The following is a 15,666-nucleotide window of genomic DNA, read 5'->3' as shown; positions in this document are numbered from 1 at the left end:
TTTTATTGTAAATGAAAACGCTTTATTTTTCTATATCAAGTTGACCAAAAGAAAAAAGATATTCTGTGCAAGTTGCACAAAATATCAAAATTGTCTATCTAATAATACCTGATAACAAAAACTCAGGTCAGTCAGGTCTTTTAATTGGAGTCCCGTCAAATCCTGCCACTTATCCAAACGGTATTGGAGAGTATTGCGGTGGATATAGAGGACTTGAGCGGCCTTAGTAACCACAGCTCCTTCTGTCCATAGGGCTAGAATGATAGCCTGCATATCCTGCTGATCAATCAGCTCCAGCATACTGGCTTTTATCAGGCTAAATTCTAAGCCTGCTCTGCCTTGTCCCCAAAGAAAGAGTTGACTAAAGGAGAGGACGGCTGACTGCTGGTAGCGTGCCCGCCAGTGAGCAAAGAGTTGAGCTTCTGCTTGATAGAGTCGAGGCCAATGGTCTGCGACGTGTTTGGGCCAGACCTGCCCAACAAAGAGGGTCAACCGCAAGCCAAAGTCAAACTCCAAGGCCGATAGGGTGTCCTGTAAAACGGTCTGATGATCCATCCAGATGCCCTGCTCCAATACAATGAGATAATCTTGAGGCGTCAGCTGCACCTGAGCCAGTTGACTGGGCAAGAGGTCGGTCATCATGGCCTGCCAGGCATCCAGCTGGGCCTCTTTTTGTGACCAAAGGTGGATATGGATAAATTGAATGGCCTCAACTGTCTGAGGAAGCCTTCCCTGATCGTGTAGATAGGACTGCCAGGGACTTGACTGGACCTGCTTTCGAGGATGAGATAGCAAGGACAAAAGGTAACCTTCCCGATCCGTCAAGTCTGCATCAGACAAGTCCAGATAAGATCCGTCGCCCAATTGAAGTGAGCATTCGCCCTCTACTTGTGACAACTTTGCCTGCGGAAACCAGCTTACAAGTTCCTTTTCGTCCATCTTATCCCCTTTCTATTTTGTCAATACACCAGCCCACCAGCTCCTCCAAGCGTTCGATCTGCTCAGTCATGTGCAAATAACCTAAAACCGCCTCAAAGCCTGTGGACATCCGATAGGTGACCACGTCCGCATTCTTGGCCTTGGTGTGACTGTTAGTGTTGCGACCCCGCTTGTAGATTTCTTCCTCTTTTTCGGTCAATAGCTGAGCTTCTAAGAGGGCGGAGATCAGGCTTGCCTGAGCCTTGGCAGAAACGTATTTATTAGCCTCACCGTGCAATTTATTGGGCTTGGTCAGCCCCTTAAAAATCAAGTGCCGTCTGATATACATGGAATAGACAGCATCCCCTTCGAAAGCCAAGGCAATTCCATTGATGAGATTGACATCTACTGCCTTAGTCACGTGTCCACCTCACACCATCCTTGGTATCCAAGAGCTTGATGCCCTGAGCTGCCAGTTCATCACGAATGCGGTCAGCCGTCGCAAAGTCCCGATTGGCACGCGCTGCTTGACGTTCTGCTATCAAGGCTTCGATCTCGCTGTCCAAGACTTCTTCTTCAAAGACAATACCAAAGACGGCGAGCATCTTGCCAAAGGCTTCTTTTACAGTTTCATCATAGTTGCCTGAGTTGATCCATTTGGCAAAGTCAAAGATAGCCGTAATGCCATTTGCCGTATTAAAGTCATCATCCATGGCTGCTTCAAAGGCCACCAGATGTAATTCAAGACCCGACTTATCCACAGAGTTTTGCACAGGTTGTGTATAAGTGTTTTTCAGATATTTGAGATTGATTTCCGCATCTGAAATGGCCTTCTCAGTGTAGTTGAGTGGACGGCGGTAGTGCTGGGTAGATAGGAAGAAGCGCAAGACCTGACCGTCAATTTGTTCCAACATGTCATGGGCTGTCAGGAAATTGCCCAAGGACTTGGACATCTTCTCATCGTTGATATTGAGCATGGCATTATGCATCCAGTAGTTGGCAAAGGTTTGACCCGTTCTACACTCAGACTGGGCGATTTCATTGGTATGGTGAGGGAATTCCAAGTCTGCACCACCACCGTGAATATCAATGGTATCTCCCAAAATCTCTGTCGCCATAACCGAACACTCGATATGCCAACCTGGACGACCTGCTCCCCAAGGACTTTCCCAAGACACTTCGCCTGGCTTGGCAGTTTTCCACAGGGCAAAGTCGAAAGGATGTTCTTTCAGTTGACCTTCTCCCTCAACCCGACCAGAAGCCCCAGCTTCTAAGTCAGACAGGGTTTTGTTGGCCAAACGAGCATAGTTTTCAGCCTTTTCCACACGGAAATAGACATCCCCAGCCGCCTCGTAGGCATAGCCCTTGTCAATCAAGACCCGTACAAAATCAATGATTTCATCCATATAGTCGATGACACGAGGATTTTTGGTAGCAGGCTTGACACCCAGTTTTGCCACATCTTCCTTGAAGGCTACGATAAATTTATCAGACAGTTCCTTAGTTGTCATGCCAGCATCGTTAGCAGCCTTAATAATCTTGTCATCCACATCCGTAAAGTTTGAAATGTAAGTCACATCAAAGCCACGGTATTCAAAATAGCGGCGGATGGTATCAAAAGCCACAACGCTACGGGCATTTCCGATATGGATATAGTTGTAAACCGTCGGACCGCAAACATACATCTTGACCTTTCCCTCTTCCAAGGGCACAAAGTCACGCAAACTACGAGTCATGGTATCGTAAATTTTAATCATAGTTTCTCCATTACTTCTGAGTATTCTTTAAGACTTGATACTTTTGATACAATTTTACTAGCCAATAAGCTGTCGCGGCCAACCAAATCATCCCTAGCTGCCAGCTTCCTTGGGAGAATTTGAGAATAAACATGATTGTCCCAGCAATGGCGGTCAACACATAAGGCCAGTTTTGTCTTACTAATTTTTTTAACATGATCTACTTTCTAATTTTCTTGCAATGGCCATGGCCACTTCAAAGAAGGTCATACTGTCAGCCGTCCGTTCTTCCCGACGGGCATCCCATTCATTCTTGTGGTGGTCCACATAGTCTGCCGTGTAGAAAAATTGATAGACCTTGGCTTGACGAAAGTTTGCCCAGGCCATGATAGCAGAAGCTTCCATATCGACGACCATAGCACCAGCCGCTAGACGGCGTTTGACCTTGGCAGCCGTTTCCCGATAGAAAGCGTCCGTCGTCCAGGTCTTGGCCCGCACGTGTTCGATTCCCGCTTGGTCCAAGGCCTTTTCCATGGTTAATAGCAGAGCAGGGTCATAGCTGATTTCCTCGCTAGCTGGGGCGTAGTGGTAACTAGTTCCCTCGTCCCGAAGAGCAGAGCTAGGAAGGATAATCTTATCCGCAGCAAGCGACTTATCCAAAACACCGCAGGAACCAAGAACGATAAAGTTCTCAAACCCACAGGCTTTCAGTTCCTCCAAGTGACCAACTGCCATAGGAGCACCGATAACAGCCAACATGACCGCAACCCTTAGTCCATCGCTCTCCAAAATGTACCAAGGATGACGACCATTTAACGTCTGAAGATGACCACCTTCTCTGCTCTCAGCTAGCTGACTTACTCGGTCCACGATTTCTCCATTAAAGGAGAAAATCATGGTCTCACATACCTCTCCGCCACCACGAATAGCCTTATCCGTCGGTTCAATAACTGCAGAGGTATTTTCAAATTCTTCTAGTAGCATATCAACCTTCTTTCGGGTCTAAGTAGACCACTTGTGTCTGCTTGGTAAAACCGATATTTTCATACAGCCGCTTAGCAATGAGGTTGTCATCTTCGACGGCGATTTGAAAGGGTTTGTCATTTTTCGTGATAAGGTCATTGATGACAGCTTTGACTAAGTAAGTGCCGTAACCTTTTTGTTGCTGGTCTGGGGCGATAGCTAAACCGTAAAGATAGTTATCATCGGTCGAGATATCTACTGTGCACGAACCGATAACTGCTCCGCTATGTTCCAAAAGATAAAGCAAACTATCCGCATCCGCAATGGCTTCACGCACGTAGCGGAGTGCCACCTCATAGTCGTTACCAAATGCCGCAGTCTTACAGCGTGCAATACTGTCTGCATGTTGAGGTTTTGCCAAACTTACTGTGAGTTCAGCCTCTTGTGAGAGCTGATAAGGCACTCGTTCACGACCCAACCATGTCTCAGTATCCGTATCTTCTACCAAGTCCCAAGCTGTCGCAAGGTCTGGGTGCTTGTCCAGAAAGACACGTTCGGTCTGAAAGGTCACACTAGCGATAGGATAGTTAGCCGTCTTCATCTGGTAGCAATCATAGAGCTTGCGTGCCAGCCCCTGTCTGCGGTAGGCTGGATGCACAATAATCGCCAGCTCCACATCCTCATCATCGGCATACACAGTCAAGAGTCCCACCAACTGTTCGCCTTGATAAGCCAAGAAAAAAGCTGGCATTTCAGGGTCAAAGTTAAGCATATTTGACAGGTAAGGGGCACGATAGGTGCCGTCATGGGATTGTACAGTGCTTATCAGAGTTTTTGCTGCGGATAACTGCTTGGGATTTAGAACATTAGTTGCTATTGTCATGCTTACCTCTTCTCTCTATAACTACTCACATAGGAAGGCTTTCCTACAAATGTGACGAATGGTGGCTGGCTTCTCTCAGCTCTGCCAATTTGGTGGTGTAGTGTTCACGGCCATCTTCCATGTCATGAATGACCTTCTCATCTTTTTGACCATGCACACGGACAATTTTAGCTGGCATACCGACCACTGTCACATCTGCTGGAACATCGGCTAGGACAACAGCAGCTGCACCCACTTTAGCATTTTCCCCAATCTCAATGGGACCAATGACTTGAGCGTGGGCAGAAACCAAGGCTCCTTTTCGCACGGTCGGGTGGCGTTTGCCCGTATCCTTACCTGTCCCCCCCAGCGTTACGCCGTGGTAAAGCATGACACCTGATTCGATAATGGCGGTTTCACCGATAACCAAACCAGCTCCGTGGTCAATGAAGACCCCTGAGGCAATCTCGGCACCTGGATGAATCTCAATATTGGTCCAAAAACGCCAAAATTGGCTGTGCATCCGAGCCAGGAGTTTAAAGCCATTTTTCCACATCCAGTGGGACAGACGGTGGGCAGCCAAGGCCTTGACACCTGGGTAGGTCAAAAGAACTTCCAAGGTCGTCCGTGCTGCCGGATCTTTTTCTTTTACAATCTCAATGGTGTCCTTCCACCAACCCATAGTCACTCCTTCTAGCGAGAAGACAAGCCCGCTACCGAACTTGTCTACTCAGCTTATTTCTTTTCAACCTTGTGGAATTTGAATTCACCAAAGTTGTTATCTTTTTTCTCTTTGTGGTCTTTTTTGTCATGATCTTTGTGACGGCGTGGTCTGTCAGAACGCTCACGTTTTTCTGGCTCCACATAACCTTCTGGTTTTGGAAGAAGAGCCTTCATAGAAGCGTCAATACGTCCTTTATCATCAATCTTGATGACTTTAACATCGACAATATCGCCGATTTCAACTAGGTCTTCTGGTTTATTGACACGAGTCCAAGCCATTTCAGAAACGTGGACCAGGGCATCTGTCTTGTCAAAGAGGTTGACAAAGGCACCGAATTTCTCCAAACGGACAACTTTTGCTTGGAAGACTTCGTCCACTTTTGCTTCACGAACAAGACCTGCGATAATTTCCTTGGTCCGCTCAATCGCAGCACGATCTGGTGAGAAGATCGCCACAAGACCGTCTTCGTCAATATCGATTTTCACGCCAGTTTCTGCAATAATCTTATCGATGGTTTCGCCACCCTTACCGATGACAATCTTGATCTTATCTACATCAATCTTGATAGTGTCAATCTTCGGTGCAGTTGGTGCCAAGTCAGGACGAACTTCTGGGATCGTCGCTTCGATGACATCAAGGATTTCAAAACGTGCCTTCTTAGCTTGTGCCAAGGCTTCTTCCAAGATTTGTGGTGTGATACCGTCAATCTTGATGTCCATTTGAAGGGCTGTGATACCGTCACGGGTTCCCGCCACCTTAAAGTCCATGTCGCCGAAGTGGTCCTCAAGACCTTGAATGTCGGTCAAGACGGTGTAATTGGTGCCGTCTGAAATCAGACCCATGGCGATCCCTGCAACTGGTGCCTTGATTGGTACACCACCTGCCATGAGGGCAAGGGTACCAGCTGTAATAGAAGCCTGTGATGAAGAACCGTTTGATTCCAAAACTTCTGCCACCAAGCGGATAGCGTAAGGGAAGTCTTCCAAGCTCGGCAAGACTTGCTCAAGAGCACGCTCACCAAGGGCACCGTGACCAATCTCACGACGACCTGGTGCACCGTAACGACCAGTTGAGCCAACTGAATATTGTGGGAAATTGTAGTGGTGCAAGAAGCGTTTCTTGTATTCATCATCCAAACCATCGATGATTTGGGTTTCGCCCATTGGTGCCAAGGTCAAGACTGAAAGTGCCTGAGTTTGACCACGGGTAAAGAGACCTGAGCCATGAACGTTTGGCAAGAAGTCCACTTCTGCGTCCAGCGGACGGATCTCATCGACACGACGGCCGTCTGGGCGGACCTTGTCTTCTGTAATCAAACGACGAACTTCTGCGTGCTCCATGAGTTCCAAGATTTCATGGACATCCCGCATGATGCGTTCGAATTCTTCGTGTTCAGCGTATTTTTCTTCGTAGGCTGCGATGACCGTCTCACGAACGGCATTGGTCGCATCTTCACGAGCCAATTTTTCTTCTACCTGCACCGCTTTTTTCAAATCGTCATTGTAAGCTGCGACAATCTCAGCCTGCAATTCTGGATCCACTTGAAGAAGCTCCACATCTGCTTTTTCCTTGCCGACTGCTGCTACGATTTGATTTTGGAAGTCAAGGAGTTCTTGAATAGCCGCATGACCTTTCAAAAGAGCTTCCAACATGATGTCTTCTGACAATTCTTTGGCACCAGACTCTACCATGTTGATGGCGTCCTTGTTACCAGCTACTGTCAAGTCAAGGAGAGACTCTTCCATTTGAGCCTTGTCAGGGTTGATGATGAGTTCACCATTGACATAACCGACCTGGACACCTGCGATTGGGCCGTTGAATGGGATGTCTGAGATTGCCAATGCCAATGAAGAACCAAACATGGCTGCCATTGGAGCAGAAGCATCTGGATCGTAAGAAAGCACTGTGTTGATGACTTGAACTTCGTTACGGAAGCCTTCCGCAAACATTGGACGAATCGGACGGTCAATCAAACGAGCTGTCAAGGTCGCATCGGTTGACGGACGGCCTTCACGCTTCATCCAGCCACCTGGGAATTTCCCTGCAGCGTACATTTTCTCTTCATAGTTGACTTGGAGCGGGAAGAAATCACCCGTCGCCATTTTCTTGGACATAACCGCCGCTGTAAGAACTGTGGAGTCGCCATAGCGAACGACAACCGCACCGTTGGCTTGTTTGGCAACCTGGCCGACCTCAACAACGAACGGACGACCTGCAAAAGTCATTTCAAATGTTTGTTTGACCATTTGTATCTCCTAAGTATAATAAATATTCTCCAGAACATCAAAAGTAGACCTACAAGCTAGATCTTTTTGACTTCCAAGAGGATGACGTGTTTTCTACAAAGCTCAACCTAGGACACACCCAGACTCAACTTTGCACAAAACCACGTATCTTGTTTATTTTATCATATTTTCATGTAAAAGAAAAAGCCTAGAAACAGCTTTTTCAAAAATATCGATGATTCACCCGACTAACCGATCATTCCAGACAAACGATAGAGTAAAAAGAGGCTAAATAAGGCGATTAACACTAACGTAGCAGTGACAAACCAAGCAGAAGCAGAAACAGCTCTCCTCTTGATGGTTCTTCTATATCCTGCTGCCCGTACATAAACGAAGAGAAAGAGGGCACCTAATAGATTTTGAGTACAAATCTGCTGAAGCAATAACCCATACAAGATGACTGCTTTACTAGCATCATTTAAGACGCTATCCTCCAAGCGATAGAAAATCAAGAGATCCATCCCTGTCATCATGGCGATAAAGAGAGCAATCGCAGCCCCAGCATGTCCTGTCAAGATCGCTTGAAAACCTTGACCAGTCATCAACATGAGACTGTAAAGATACATCAAAATCGCTAGGATAAAGACTATCCAGTAGCCAATCAAACATTTACGGTGCAGCGTGACATTTGAAAAATATTTTTTCAACATATATGTTACCTACTAAAGATATATTCAATCCATTTTCTAGACATGTAATCCAAGGCAACGGAGAGAGACAGTAGAGACTCAAAGGGATGGTTTGGGGCCAGAAAGACTGTTGAAGTCTGATAATGCAGCGCATAATCCGAATGCTGAGCCATGAAATTTTCTCCCAATCGAGTGACTGAAATGACGGGAATTTGCCGCAATTCAAGAGATAATAAATTGTCCTTCATTCGAGGCGTCTCACCGCTCAGAGATGCAACTAAGACCAAATCACTTTGAGTGATAATCGGCATGCTCATATCCAACTCTGTCTTATTGGGAATGACAATTACTTTCTTTCCCATCGGTAGCAGCACCTTAGAAAATTCATCCAAGGCCTTGCGCTGGGAAAAACCCGTCCCATAAGCATAGATGGTCTGAGCATTTTGCAGAGCTTCAATGATGTCCGACCAGTCTACCTGCTCCATAATCTCCAAGGTACGTAAGATATCCGTTGCCTGAATAGAAACAACATCTACCTCCCCTCCTGAATTTTCAGCACTAGAGGCGCGAGCCATCCGAAGATTATACTTGAACTCAGAATAGCCTGAAAAACCAAGTTTTTTCACCAAGCGTAAAACGGTAGATTTGGAAGTATAGGTAGCATCTGCTAAATCCGTAATACTGAGGTCACGCAGGGCTTCCTTGTTATTTAGCATATACTTCACAATCTGCCTATCCAAATCTCCAAACGATTTCTGGTGCTTGGCAACAAGTTTTTCAAGCATTCTACTACCTCCATGTACGGTTTTCTACTATATGTTGCTAAACCTTATTTTTTTATAATAGTAATAGTATAGCAAATTCTAACCAATTACACTAGGCAAAAAACAAGCAATGTAGAAAATAAGCTGAAAACAAGAGAGTAAGCGACCTCATCCCCTACTCTCTGTCTATCAGGATTGTTCCCATGAACATTTAACGCAATTCTGGCCAAAATTCCTTGTTTGCTTCAATCAAGTCATCCAATAGTTCCTTGGCAATACGCGCATTTGGAACGATTTTAGAAAGAGCAAGAGCTTGCCATAATTTTTGGTAAGAACCTTCTTCCCATGCTTCAACGACCAATTTTTCAACAGCCACCTGTTGCTCCATCAAGCCTTTTTGGAAACGTGGGATTTCGCCTTGGGTCAATGGCTCTGGACCGTTACTGCCGACGATACACGGTACTTCTACCATGGCAGTTTCATCAAAGTTTGAGATAGCACCATTGTTTTCTACAATAAGCAACATTCTTTCGTGAGTATTGTAAGCAATCGCGCGTGCCAAGTCGACAATGTAGCTTGCGTGTTCGTCCACTTCTAAGGTTGTTCCTTCTGAACTTCCATTTTCAGCGATGCGACGGCACTCACCAAAGACATGTTTTTCACGTCCAGCCATTACTTCATTGGCACGAGTATATTCTGGATTTGCATGAGCCACCTCGTCTTGTGAGTAGAAATAGTATTTCAAATAGGTATTTGGCAAGGTAGAGGGATCGACCGCATAGACTTCCCTTGCTTTTGCAAAAGTGTGCATCCAGCTTGGGTCTGTATGTTGAGACTCGTTCTCACCAATTTCTTCCTTGAGAGAGTACCCATACTTGGCAACATGTTCCTTGATTTGTGGCATGAGGTCATTGCCTTCGTGGTCACGAATATCCGTCCACCAGCCAAAGTGATTGAGACCATAGTAGCGTACTTCCATATCTTTTCGAGAAGAAAGCCCAATTGCACGTGCCATCCGTTCCTCGATTCCAACTGGCATATCGCAGATGTTGATAATTTTAGATGTTGGGCGCAATTTGCGGGTTGCTTCTGCTACAATTGCTGCTGGATTGGAATAGTTCAACATCCAAGCATTTGGGGAGTATTTTTCCATGTAATCAACCAGCTCAAGAACGCCTCCAATCGAACGCATACCATAGGCAATTCCACCAGGACCACAAGTTTCCTGACCAATGACGCCATACTTCAACGGAATTTTTTCATCTTTTTCACGCATTGCATAAAGTCCAACACGGATATGAGCCATCACAAAGTCTACATCTGTAAATGCCTCTTCTGGGTCTGTTGTTGCAACAAAACGGATCTCTGGTGCTTTTTCCTTCAAGATGATTTCACAGGCATCTGCAATGACTTGTTGGCGTGATTCCAAATTGTCATAGAACTTAATTTGACGGATTGGGAATTTGTCTAAATTCTCCAACAACATCAAAACGATTCCCGGTGTGAAGGTACTTCCTCCACCTGCAATAACGATTGAAAATTTCTTACTCATTGTCCTTCTCCTCTAGTTAGTATTCTTGATAATTCATTAAGTTTTCAAATTCTTGACGAACTTGCGGTACATCTAAGCCGACAATAATTTGTAAAGCATTGTCCTTCTTAACAAGACCGTGCGCTCCGATAGATTTAAAGACTGCATCGTCTTCGACTAGGCTGACATCGGCTACAGTCAAGCGTAAGCGCGTTGCACAGTTGGTCACTTTTGTGACATTGTCAGCTCCACCGACTGCTTCTAAGTAGCCTGCCGCTTGGATACGGAAATTTTCTTTAGCAGAATTTGGTTTGCCTCCTGCTTGTTTTTCCTTATAATCTTTCTTAGAATACAACTTGATATTCGCTTCTTTGTCAATATCACGACCAGGCGTCATAATGTTGAATTTCAAAATCAAGAAACGGAAAACGACAAACCAGATAAAGGTAAAGAGTAGACCGATAGCAAGGTGGGCAAAAATAGTGCCTGAATGATTCGCAAAGGTTGGAATCCAGTTTTTCGCCAAGAGGTCAATCAAACCACCACCCATATCTCCAACCACTCCAAAAGTGTAAAGAGTAGCTGCTAACGTTGCTGCCAAGAGTGAGTGCACCACAAACAAAGGTGGAGAAAGGAATAAGAAGGTAAATTCAAGCGGCTCGGTAATCCCTGCAACAACAGCTGTCAAGGTTACAGGAATTAAGATAGACAACACCTTCTTGCGATTTTCTGGACGAGCAGTGAAGTAGAATGCTGCCGCAATCCCTGGCGCTCCAAAGATTTTTGAATTTCCATGCAGGGCAAATCCACCTTCTGGGAATAGCGATTTGAGCGATTCTGTTGATTGAGAAAATTCAGTTAAGTGAGCAAACCAGTAATGAGTTATTCCACCTTCGACAACGGCTGGACCATAGACGAACGGTGTATAAACAAAGTGGTGCAAACCTGTTGGAATTAAAATCCGTTCCAAGAAGGTGTAAATCCAAACACCAACTACACCAGATGTCGCCAACAAACTTTGCATTGAGCTGATACCAAACTGAACTTTTGGCCAGATGAGGCAGAGCAAGAAGGCAACTGGTAACATCACAAAGAAACCTAAAATCACAACGAAGGATGAACCTTGGAAAATTCCCAAGAAATCTGGTAATTTGGTTTCAAAATAGCGATTGTGTAAGTAAACAACAATGGCTGACAACAGGATGGCCCCAATAATCCCTGTATCTAATGTCTTGATACCAGCAATCAACTTCAAACCGCTGATACCACCAGGATCTTGGGTAAAGTCAACACCGAATGTTCCACCAAAGAGGGTCAACATGGTATTGATAAAATAATTGGCTGTCAAATAAGTTACTACCGCTTCCATGACAGCACGTGCATTGGACATCTTTGCTAGACCAATCGGCAAGCCAATCACGAATAGCAGTTCCATATTATTGAAAACAGTCCAAGAACCATTTTCAATAATTTTCCAAAAGTTGAACCACATCGTGCCTTCTTTGGCAATATCGCCTACCAGTAGGGGATTGGTCGCCACAATCGCAAGCGATACCATCAACCCTGCGAATGAGAACAAGAGCACTGGAGTAAACATCGCGCCACCAAAGCGCTGAATCTTCTCCATCATATTTTTTACCTCCATAGTTTTCTGTCGAGCTCGAAACAGATATCTTGCATTTGCATTCTCATTATGTCAGAAATTGGGAACCTTTTCAATATCTTATTCCCCTTTAGAACCCCTACAGCAACAAGGAAACTCCGTTTCAGCTTCCGAGAAAATTCCCATGTGTTGGCGGTCTGAGGTTGGTATTCAAGAAAAAATACGCCGAGATTCATCTCCATAATAGAGTAAGGGCTAATTTCTAGCCCCTCTCACACCACCGTGCGTGCCGTTCGGCACACGGCGGTTCAATTAACTTTTAACGCATGTTGTTCTAAGTAGTAATCTAAGCAAGAAACCAGTCCGCGTTTGACGAGGACTAGTTTTGATATAGCTCGTTTTAGCACTGACTTTTATGCTACCAATGCCCTCGGCTGACTTCTCATGATTCGTTGTTACTACGTCTGGGACGTTCATGAGACCTCACGGGATAAGTCATACATCTTTCCTCGTTTACTCTCGTGATTTACGCATGTAGGTTACGACTACCTTTTTGGACTTTAGAGTTTGTTGCCTCCTCATCCACTACATACGCCTTGATATCACGTTTCTGTTCGTAGAGCCACGATTTCGCTATCCCTTCCTCTCCCCGCTACCTCACGATAGTCAGGCTTGGAAGTTGCTTTTGGGTTCACCGGTAGCGGGTGCCCACAGAGGACTTTCACCTTAGATATACGACATGCCCGTCGTACTACAAAAAAGCCCTCCCGATTGGGAGGGCTTGGATTCCACCAAATTAACGACGGAGTCCGAGTGAGTGAATCAATTCACGGTAACGGTTTACGTCTGTGCGGCGTAGGTATGCCAACAAGTTACGACGGCGACCGATTTTTTTCATCAAACCACGGTAAGTTGCGTGGTCTTTTTTGTGTTGTTTGATGTGGTCGTTAAGGTGGTTGATTTCCCAAGTAAGTACTGCTACTTGAACTTCAACTGAACCTGTGTCGCCTTCATGACGAGCATATTGTGCCATGATTTCATTTTTTTTCTCTTTTGAGATTGCCATGATATGTTCTCCTTTGTTTTGAGCTAAATCCGAGTGACAGGTTGGCGACCTGCAACCAAGAAAAAGCTAGATTTGTCCTTTTTGGACCCCATTTATTCTATCAAGGAATATCTCTTTTGTCAACTGATTTGAAAAATAGCTGAGCTGCTCTGCAATTTTCAAAAAAAAAAGCCAGCCGAAGCTGACTTTCTGCTTGTATATCACATTTACTCAGCCTTTTCTGCCTTTGGCAAAATGAGGTTGAGGACGATGCCGACAATGGCTGAGAGGGCTGTTCCTGACAGGGTGATGGCACCGATATTAAGCACTGCGCCACCAAGACCCAATACCAACATCGAACTTGCGATAATCAGGTTACGGACTTGACCGAAGTCAACACGGCTTTCAATCAAAACTTTCAAACCGTTTGAGGCGATAACACCGTAAAGTAAGATAGACATACCACCAAGAACGGCACTTGGAATAGTTGAGATAAGGGCTGTAAATTTACCCAAGAATGAGAAGGCAATGGCAATCAAGGCTGCATTGCGGATAACGGATACTGATGCGATGCGAGTCATACCGATAACCCCTGTATTCTCACCATAAGTCGTGTTAGCAGGTCCACCGATAAAGGCAGATACAGCAGTCGCCACACCATCACCAATCAAGGTACGGCTGAGGCCTGGGTCTTTCAAGAACTGGCGACCACAGATTTGGCTAAGAACGGTATGGTCACCGATGTGTTCTGCGATAGTCACAACGGCAATTGGTAAGATAGCAATCATTTCTGGACCGAAGTAGAAATTGTAAGACTTGAATACACCTGTTTCAAATGGTAGGTAGAAACCTGGCAATTCGAACCATGCTGCTTCAAGAACTGGTGTGAAGTCAACAAGTCCAAGACAGAGGGCAATCACATAACCACCGATGATAGCAATCAAGAAAGGAACAATCTTGGCGAAGCCTTTCCCTTTGGTATTGACAAACGCAGCAATCAAGAAAGTTGCAATAGCCACAATTACATTTTTCCAGTCACCATCTGCAACAAATCCTGCCGATGTTACCGCAGAGTTAGCCAAACCAAGACCGATAACGATAATCATAGGTCCGATAACAATCGGTGGTAAGAGGCTGTCGATCCACTTAGTACCGATAACTTTGACAAGTGCAGCGATCAGCACATAAATCAAGCCGACGAAGAGAATACCAGTCTGAGCTGCCGACACATCGCCGCCCATTTCCTTGATAGCAAGTGCCATAGCAGAGATGTAGGCAAAGGATGAACCCAAGTAAACTGGCACCTTAAACTGTGTCGCCACTTGGTAAATCAAGGTCCCGACACCTGATGCGAAGAGGGCGACGGACACGGGCATACCGAGAATCAGCGGCACCAAAATCGTTGCACCAAACATAGCGAACACATGCTGGAAACTCAACAAAATCCCTTGAAGCGGTGCTGGTTTCTCATGGACATCAAACAAAAGATCGGCTTTTGTACTCATAAATCTCCCATTCTGGGTACACAAAAAGACCCAGACTTTCTAAATATACATAGTCATAGGCCCTTAATTGATTTTTCCTGTTGTCTTTCTCACCTCACGGGATGAGTTTAAAAACCTACGCTTTTGGTATTGTAACACAAGCACTTCATCTTGACAAGGAATTTTCGAGATTTTTTCGTCATTGTTCGGGAAATAGCAGAGCGGGGATAAGAACTCCATTGCTTATTCGAGTTCATCTGCCAGCTCTTTTTCCACCTGCTTCTGACGATACTTATTCGCCCAAGATAGTATGTTCAACAATAGCAAATAAAGACAGGTAACAGAGACGAGGAATATCAAAATCACCACCCAAAAATGCCAATCCCAGATGCCACTATAATGCTGTCCATAGGTCTGGTAGTTGATCCAAGCCATTACAATCGTTTTCCCAGCAATCACCCCTCCTAGGTAAAGGTAAGCCTGCCAAGTAGTTCCTCTTTCCATATCAAGCCCTTTCTTCCAATAGCCATAAAAGAGATAGACTGAAACAACAAACATGGCAATCAGTTCAAAAACATAGGTATCAAACGTCCATTTTAATACCAGACTTTTGATGAGAAATGAGAGAGGTAAAAGAATATTCATGGTCCTGCCCACCCAGGCAAAGACTTGGTTTTCTTCTTGTTGAACACGTTCATCAGTCACAATTTTTTTCATCAGTTGGTTCCTCCCAAAATAATTGATCTAAACTTTTCCCTAAACAGTGGCAAATCGATAAACAAAGACTTAGACTAGGATTGTATTTCCCTGCCTCAATCAGACCGATGGTCTGGCGGGTCACTCCAATAGCCTCTGCCAAATCCCCTTGGGTCATATCTTTTTCCACACGCGCTAACTTTAAACGAAGATTTTTCATGCCATAGCCATCCTCCTGTCCATTTTTATAACTTTATTATACACTATATTTTTCTTTTTGCAATATATATATTACGTTTTGTTTGGTTTTTTTAACAAAAAAAGAAGACAAAACTGCCTCCTTAAAATATCGGCTCTTTGTCAACTGTAGTGGGTAGATGAAAAGCTAACACCTAGAGAGGACGAACTTCGTTCTCTCTTTCTTTA

General features: G+C 45.0%; 15 protein-coding genes. All 15 read right to left on the bottom strand.

The window, feature by feature from the left end:
* Positions 1–84: 84 nt before the first annotated feature.
* Positions 85–939 carry a helix-turn-helix domain-containing protein gene (locus P7J49_RS02155; protein WP_408569133.1) on the bottom strand — a complete coding sequence of 285 codons (855 nt, stop codon included), beginning with the start codon at positions 937–939 and terminating at the stop codon, positions 85–87.
* A gap of 1 nt (position 940) precedes the next feature.
* Positions 941–1,339, bottom strand: a complete 399-nt coding sequence (locus tag P7J49_RS02150; RefSeq protein ID WP_408569131.1) for a Mini-ribonuclease 3 — start codon at positions 1,337–1,339, stop codon at positions 941–943.
* On the bottom strand, positions 1,332–2,675 hold the full coding sequence (gene cysS, locus P7J49_RS02145) for a cysteine--tRNA ligase (protein ID WP_408569129.1): 1,344 nt from the start codon (positions 2,673–2,675) through the stop codon (positions 1,332–1,334). Before cysS ends, P7J49_RS02150 begins: the two co-directional genes overlap by 8 nt.
* Before the next feature lie 189 nt (positions 2,676–2,864).
* Entirely contained in the window at positions 2,865–3,638 is a 774-nt protein-coding gene (locus P7J49_RS02140) for a nucleoside phosphorylase (RefSeq protein ID WP_408569127.1), read from the bottom strand.
* A gap of 1 nt (position 3,639) precedes the next feature.
* On the bottom strand, positions 3,640–4,500 hold the full coding sequence (locus P7J49_RS02135) for a GNAT family N-acetyltransferase (protein ID WP_408569126.1): 861 nt from the start codon (positions 4,498–4,500) through the stop codon (positions 3,640–3,642).
* A 43-nt stretch (positions 4,501–4,543) separates the two neighbouring features.
* Positions 4,544–5,161 (bottom strand): serine O-acetyltransferase, encoded by a 618-nt coding sequence (gene cysE, locus P7J49_RS02130; RefSeq protein WP_408569124.1) that lies wholly within the window; start codon positions 5,159–5,161, stop codon positions 4,544–4,546.
* A gap of 53 nt (positions 5,162–5,214) precedes the next feature.
* On the bottom strand, positions 5,215–7,449 hold the full coding sequence (gene pnp, locus P7J49_RS02125; protein WP_408569122.1) for a polyribonucleotide nucleotidyltransferase: 2,235 nt from the start codon (positions 7,447–7,449) through the stop codon (positions 5,215–5,217).
* A gap of 227 nt (positions 7,450–7,676) precedes the next feature.
* A complete protein-coding gene (locus tag P7J49_RS02120) occupies positions 7,677–8,138 on the bottom strand; it encodes a hypothetical protein (RefSeq protein WP_408569120.1) in 462 nt (153 codons plus the stop codon).
* Positions 8,139–8,143: 5 nt separating this feature from the next.
* Positions 8,144–8,902 (bottom strand): MurR/RpiR family transcriptional regulator, encoded by a 759-nt coding sequence (locus P7J49_RS02115; RefSeq protein WP_408546012.1) that lies wholly within the window; start codon positions 8,900–8,902, stop codon positions 8,144–8,146.
* A gap of 190 nt (positions 8,903–9,092) precedes the next feature.
* Positions 9,093–10,433 carry a 6-phospho-alpha-glucosidase gene (locus tag P7J49_RS02110; protein ID WP_172014117.1) on the bottom strand — a complete coding sequence of 447 codons (1,341 nt, stop codon included), beginning with the start codon at positions 10,431–10,433 and terminating at the stop codon, positions 9,093–9,095.
* 16 nt (positions 10,434–10,449) lie between these two features.
* Positions 10,450–12,042 (bottom strand): alpha-glucoside-specific PTS transporter subunit IIBC, encoded by a 1,593-nt coding sequence (locus P7J49_RS02105; protein ID WP_408546011.1) that lies wholly within the window; start codon positions 12,040–12,042, stop codon positions 10,450–10,452.
* Positions 12,043–12,811: 769 nt separating this feature from the next.
* Positions 12,812–13,081, bottom strand: coding sequence for a 30S ribosomal protein S15 (gene rpsO, locus P7J49_RS02100; protein ID WP_002938849.1), 270 nt, complete (start codon positions 13,079–13,081; stop codon positions 12,812–12,814).
* A 206-nt stretch (positions 13,082–13,287) separates the two neighbouring features.
* Positions 13,288–14,565: a uracil-xanthine permease family protein gene (locus P7J49_RS02095; protein ID WP_408569118.1), complete on the bottom strand. Its 1,278-nt coding sequence runs from the start codon at positions 14,563–14,565 to the stop codon at positions 13,288–13,290.
* A 222-nt stretch (positions 14,566–14,787) separates the two neighbouring features.
* A complete protein-coding gene (locus tag P7J49_RS02090) occupies positions 14,788–15,261 on the bottom strand; it encodes a DUF6773 family protein (RefSeq protein ID WP_408569116.1) in 474 nt (157 codons plus the stop codon).
* Complete coding sequence (locus P7J49_RS02085) at positions 15,242–15,460, bottom strand: helix-turn-helix transcriptional regulator (RefSeq protein WP_105113856.1); 219 nt, start codon at positions 15,458–15,460, stop codon at positions 15,242–15,244. Before P7J49_RS02085 ends, P7J49_RS02090 begins: the two co-directional genes overlap by 20 nt.
* Positions 15,461–15,666: the final 206 nt, after the last annotated feature.

Source organism: Streptococcus suis (assembly GCF_046032515.1).
Taxonomy (GTDB): domain Bacteria; phylum Bacillota; class Bacilli; order Lactobacillales; family Streptococcaceae; genus Streptococcus; species Streptococcus suis_AL.
Note: the sequence above shows the minus strand (reverse complement) of the source record. Positions and strands in the feature narration are given on the sequence as shown.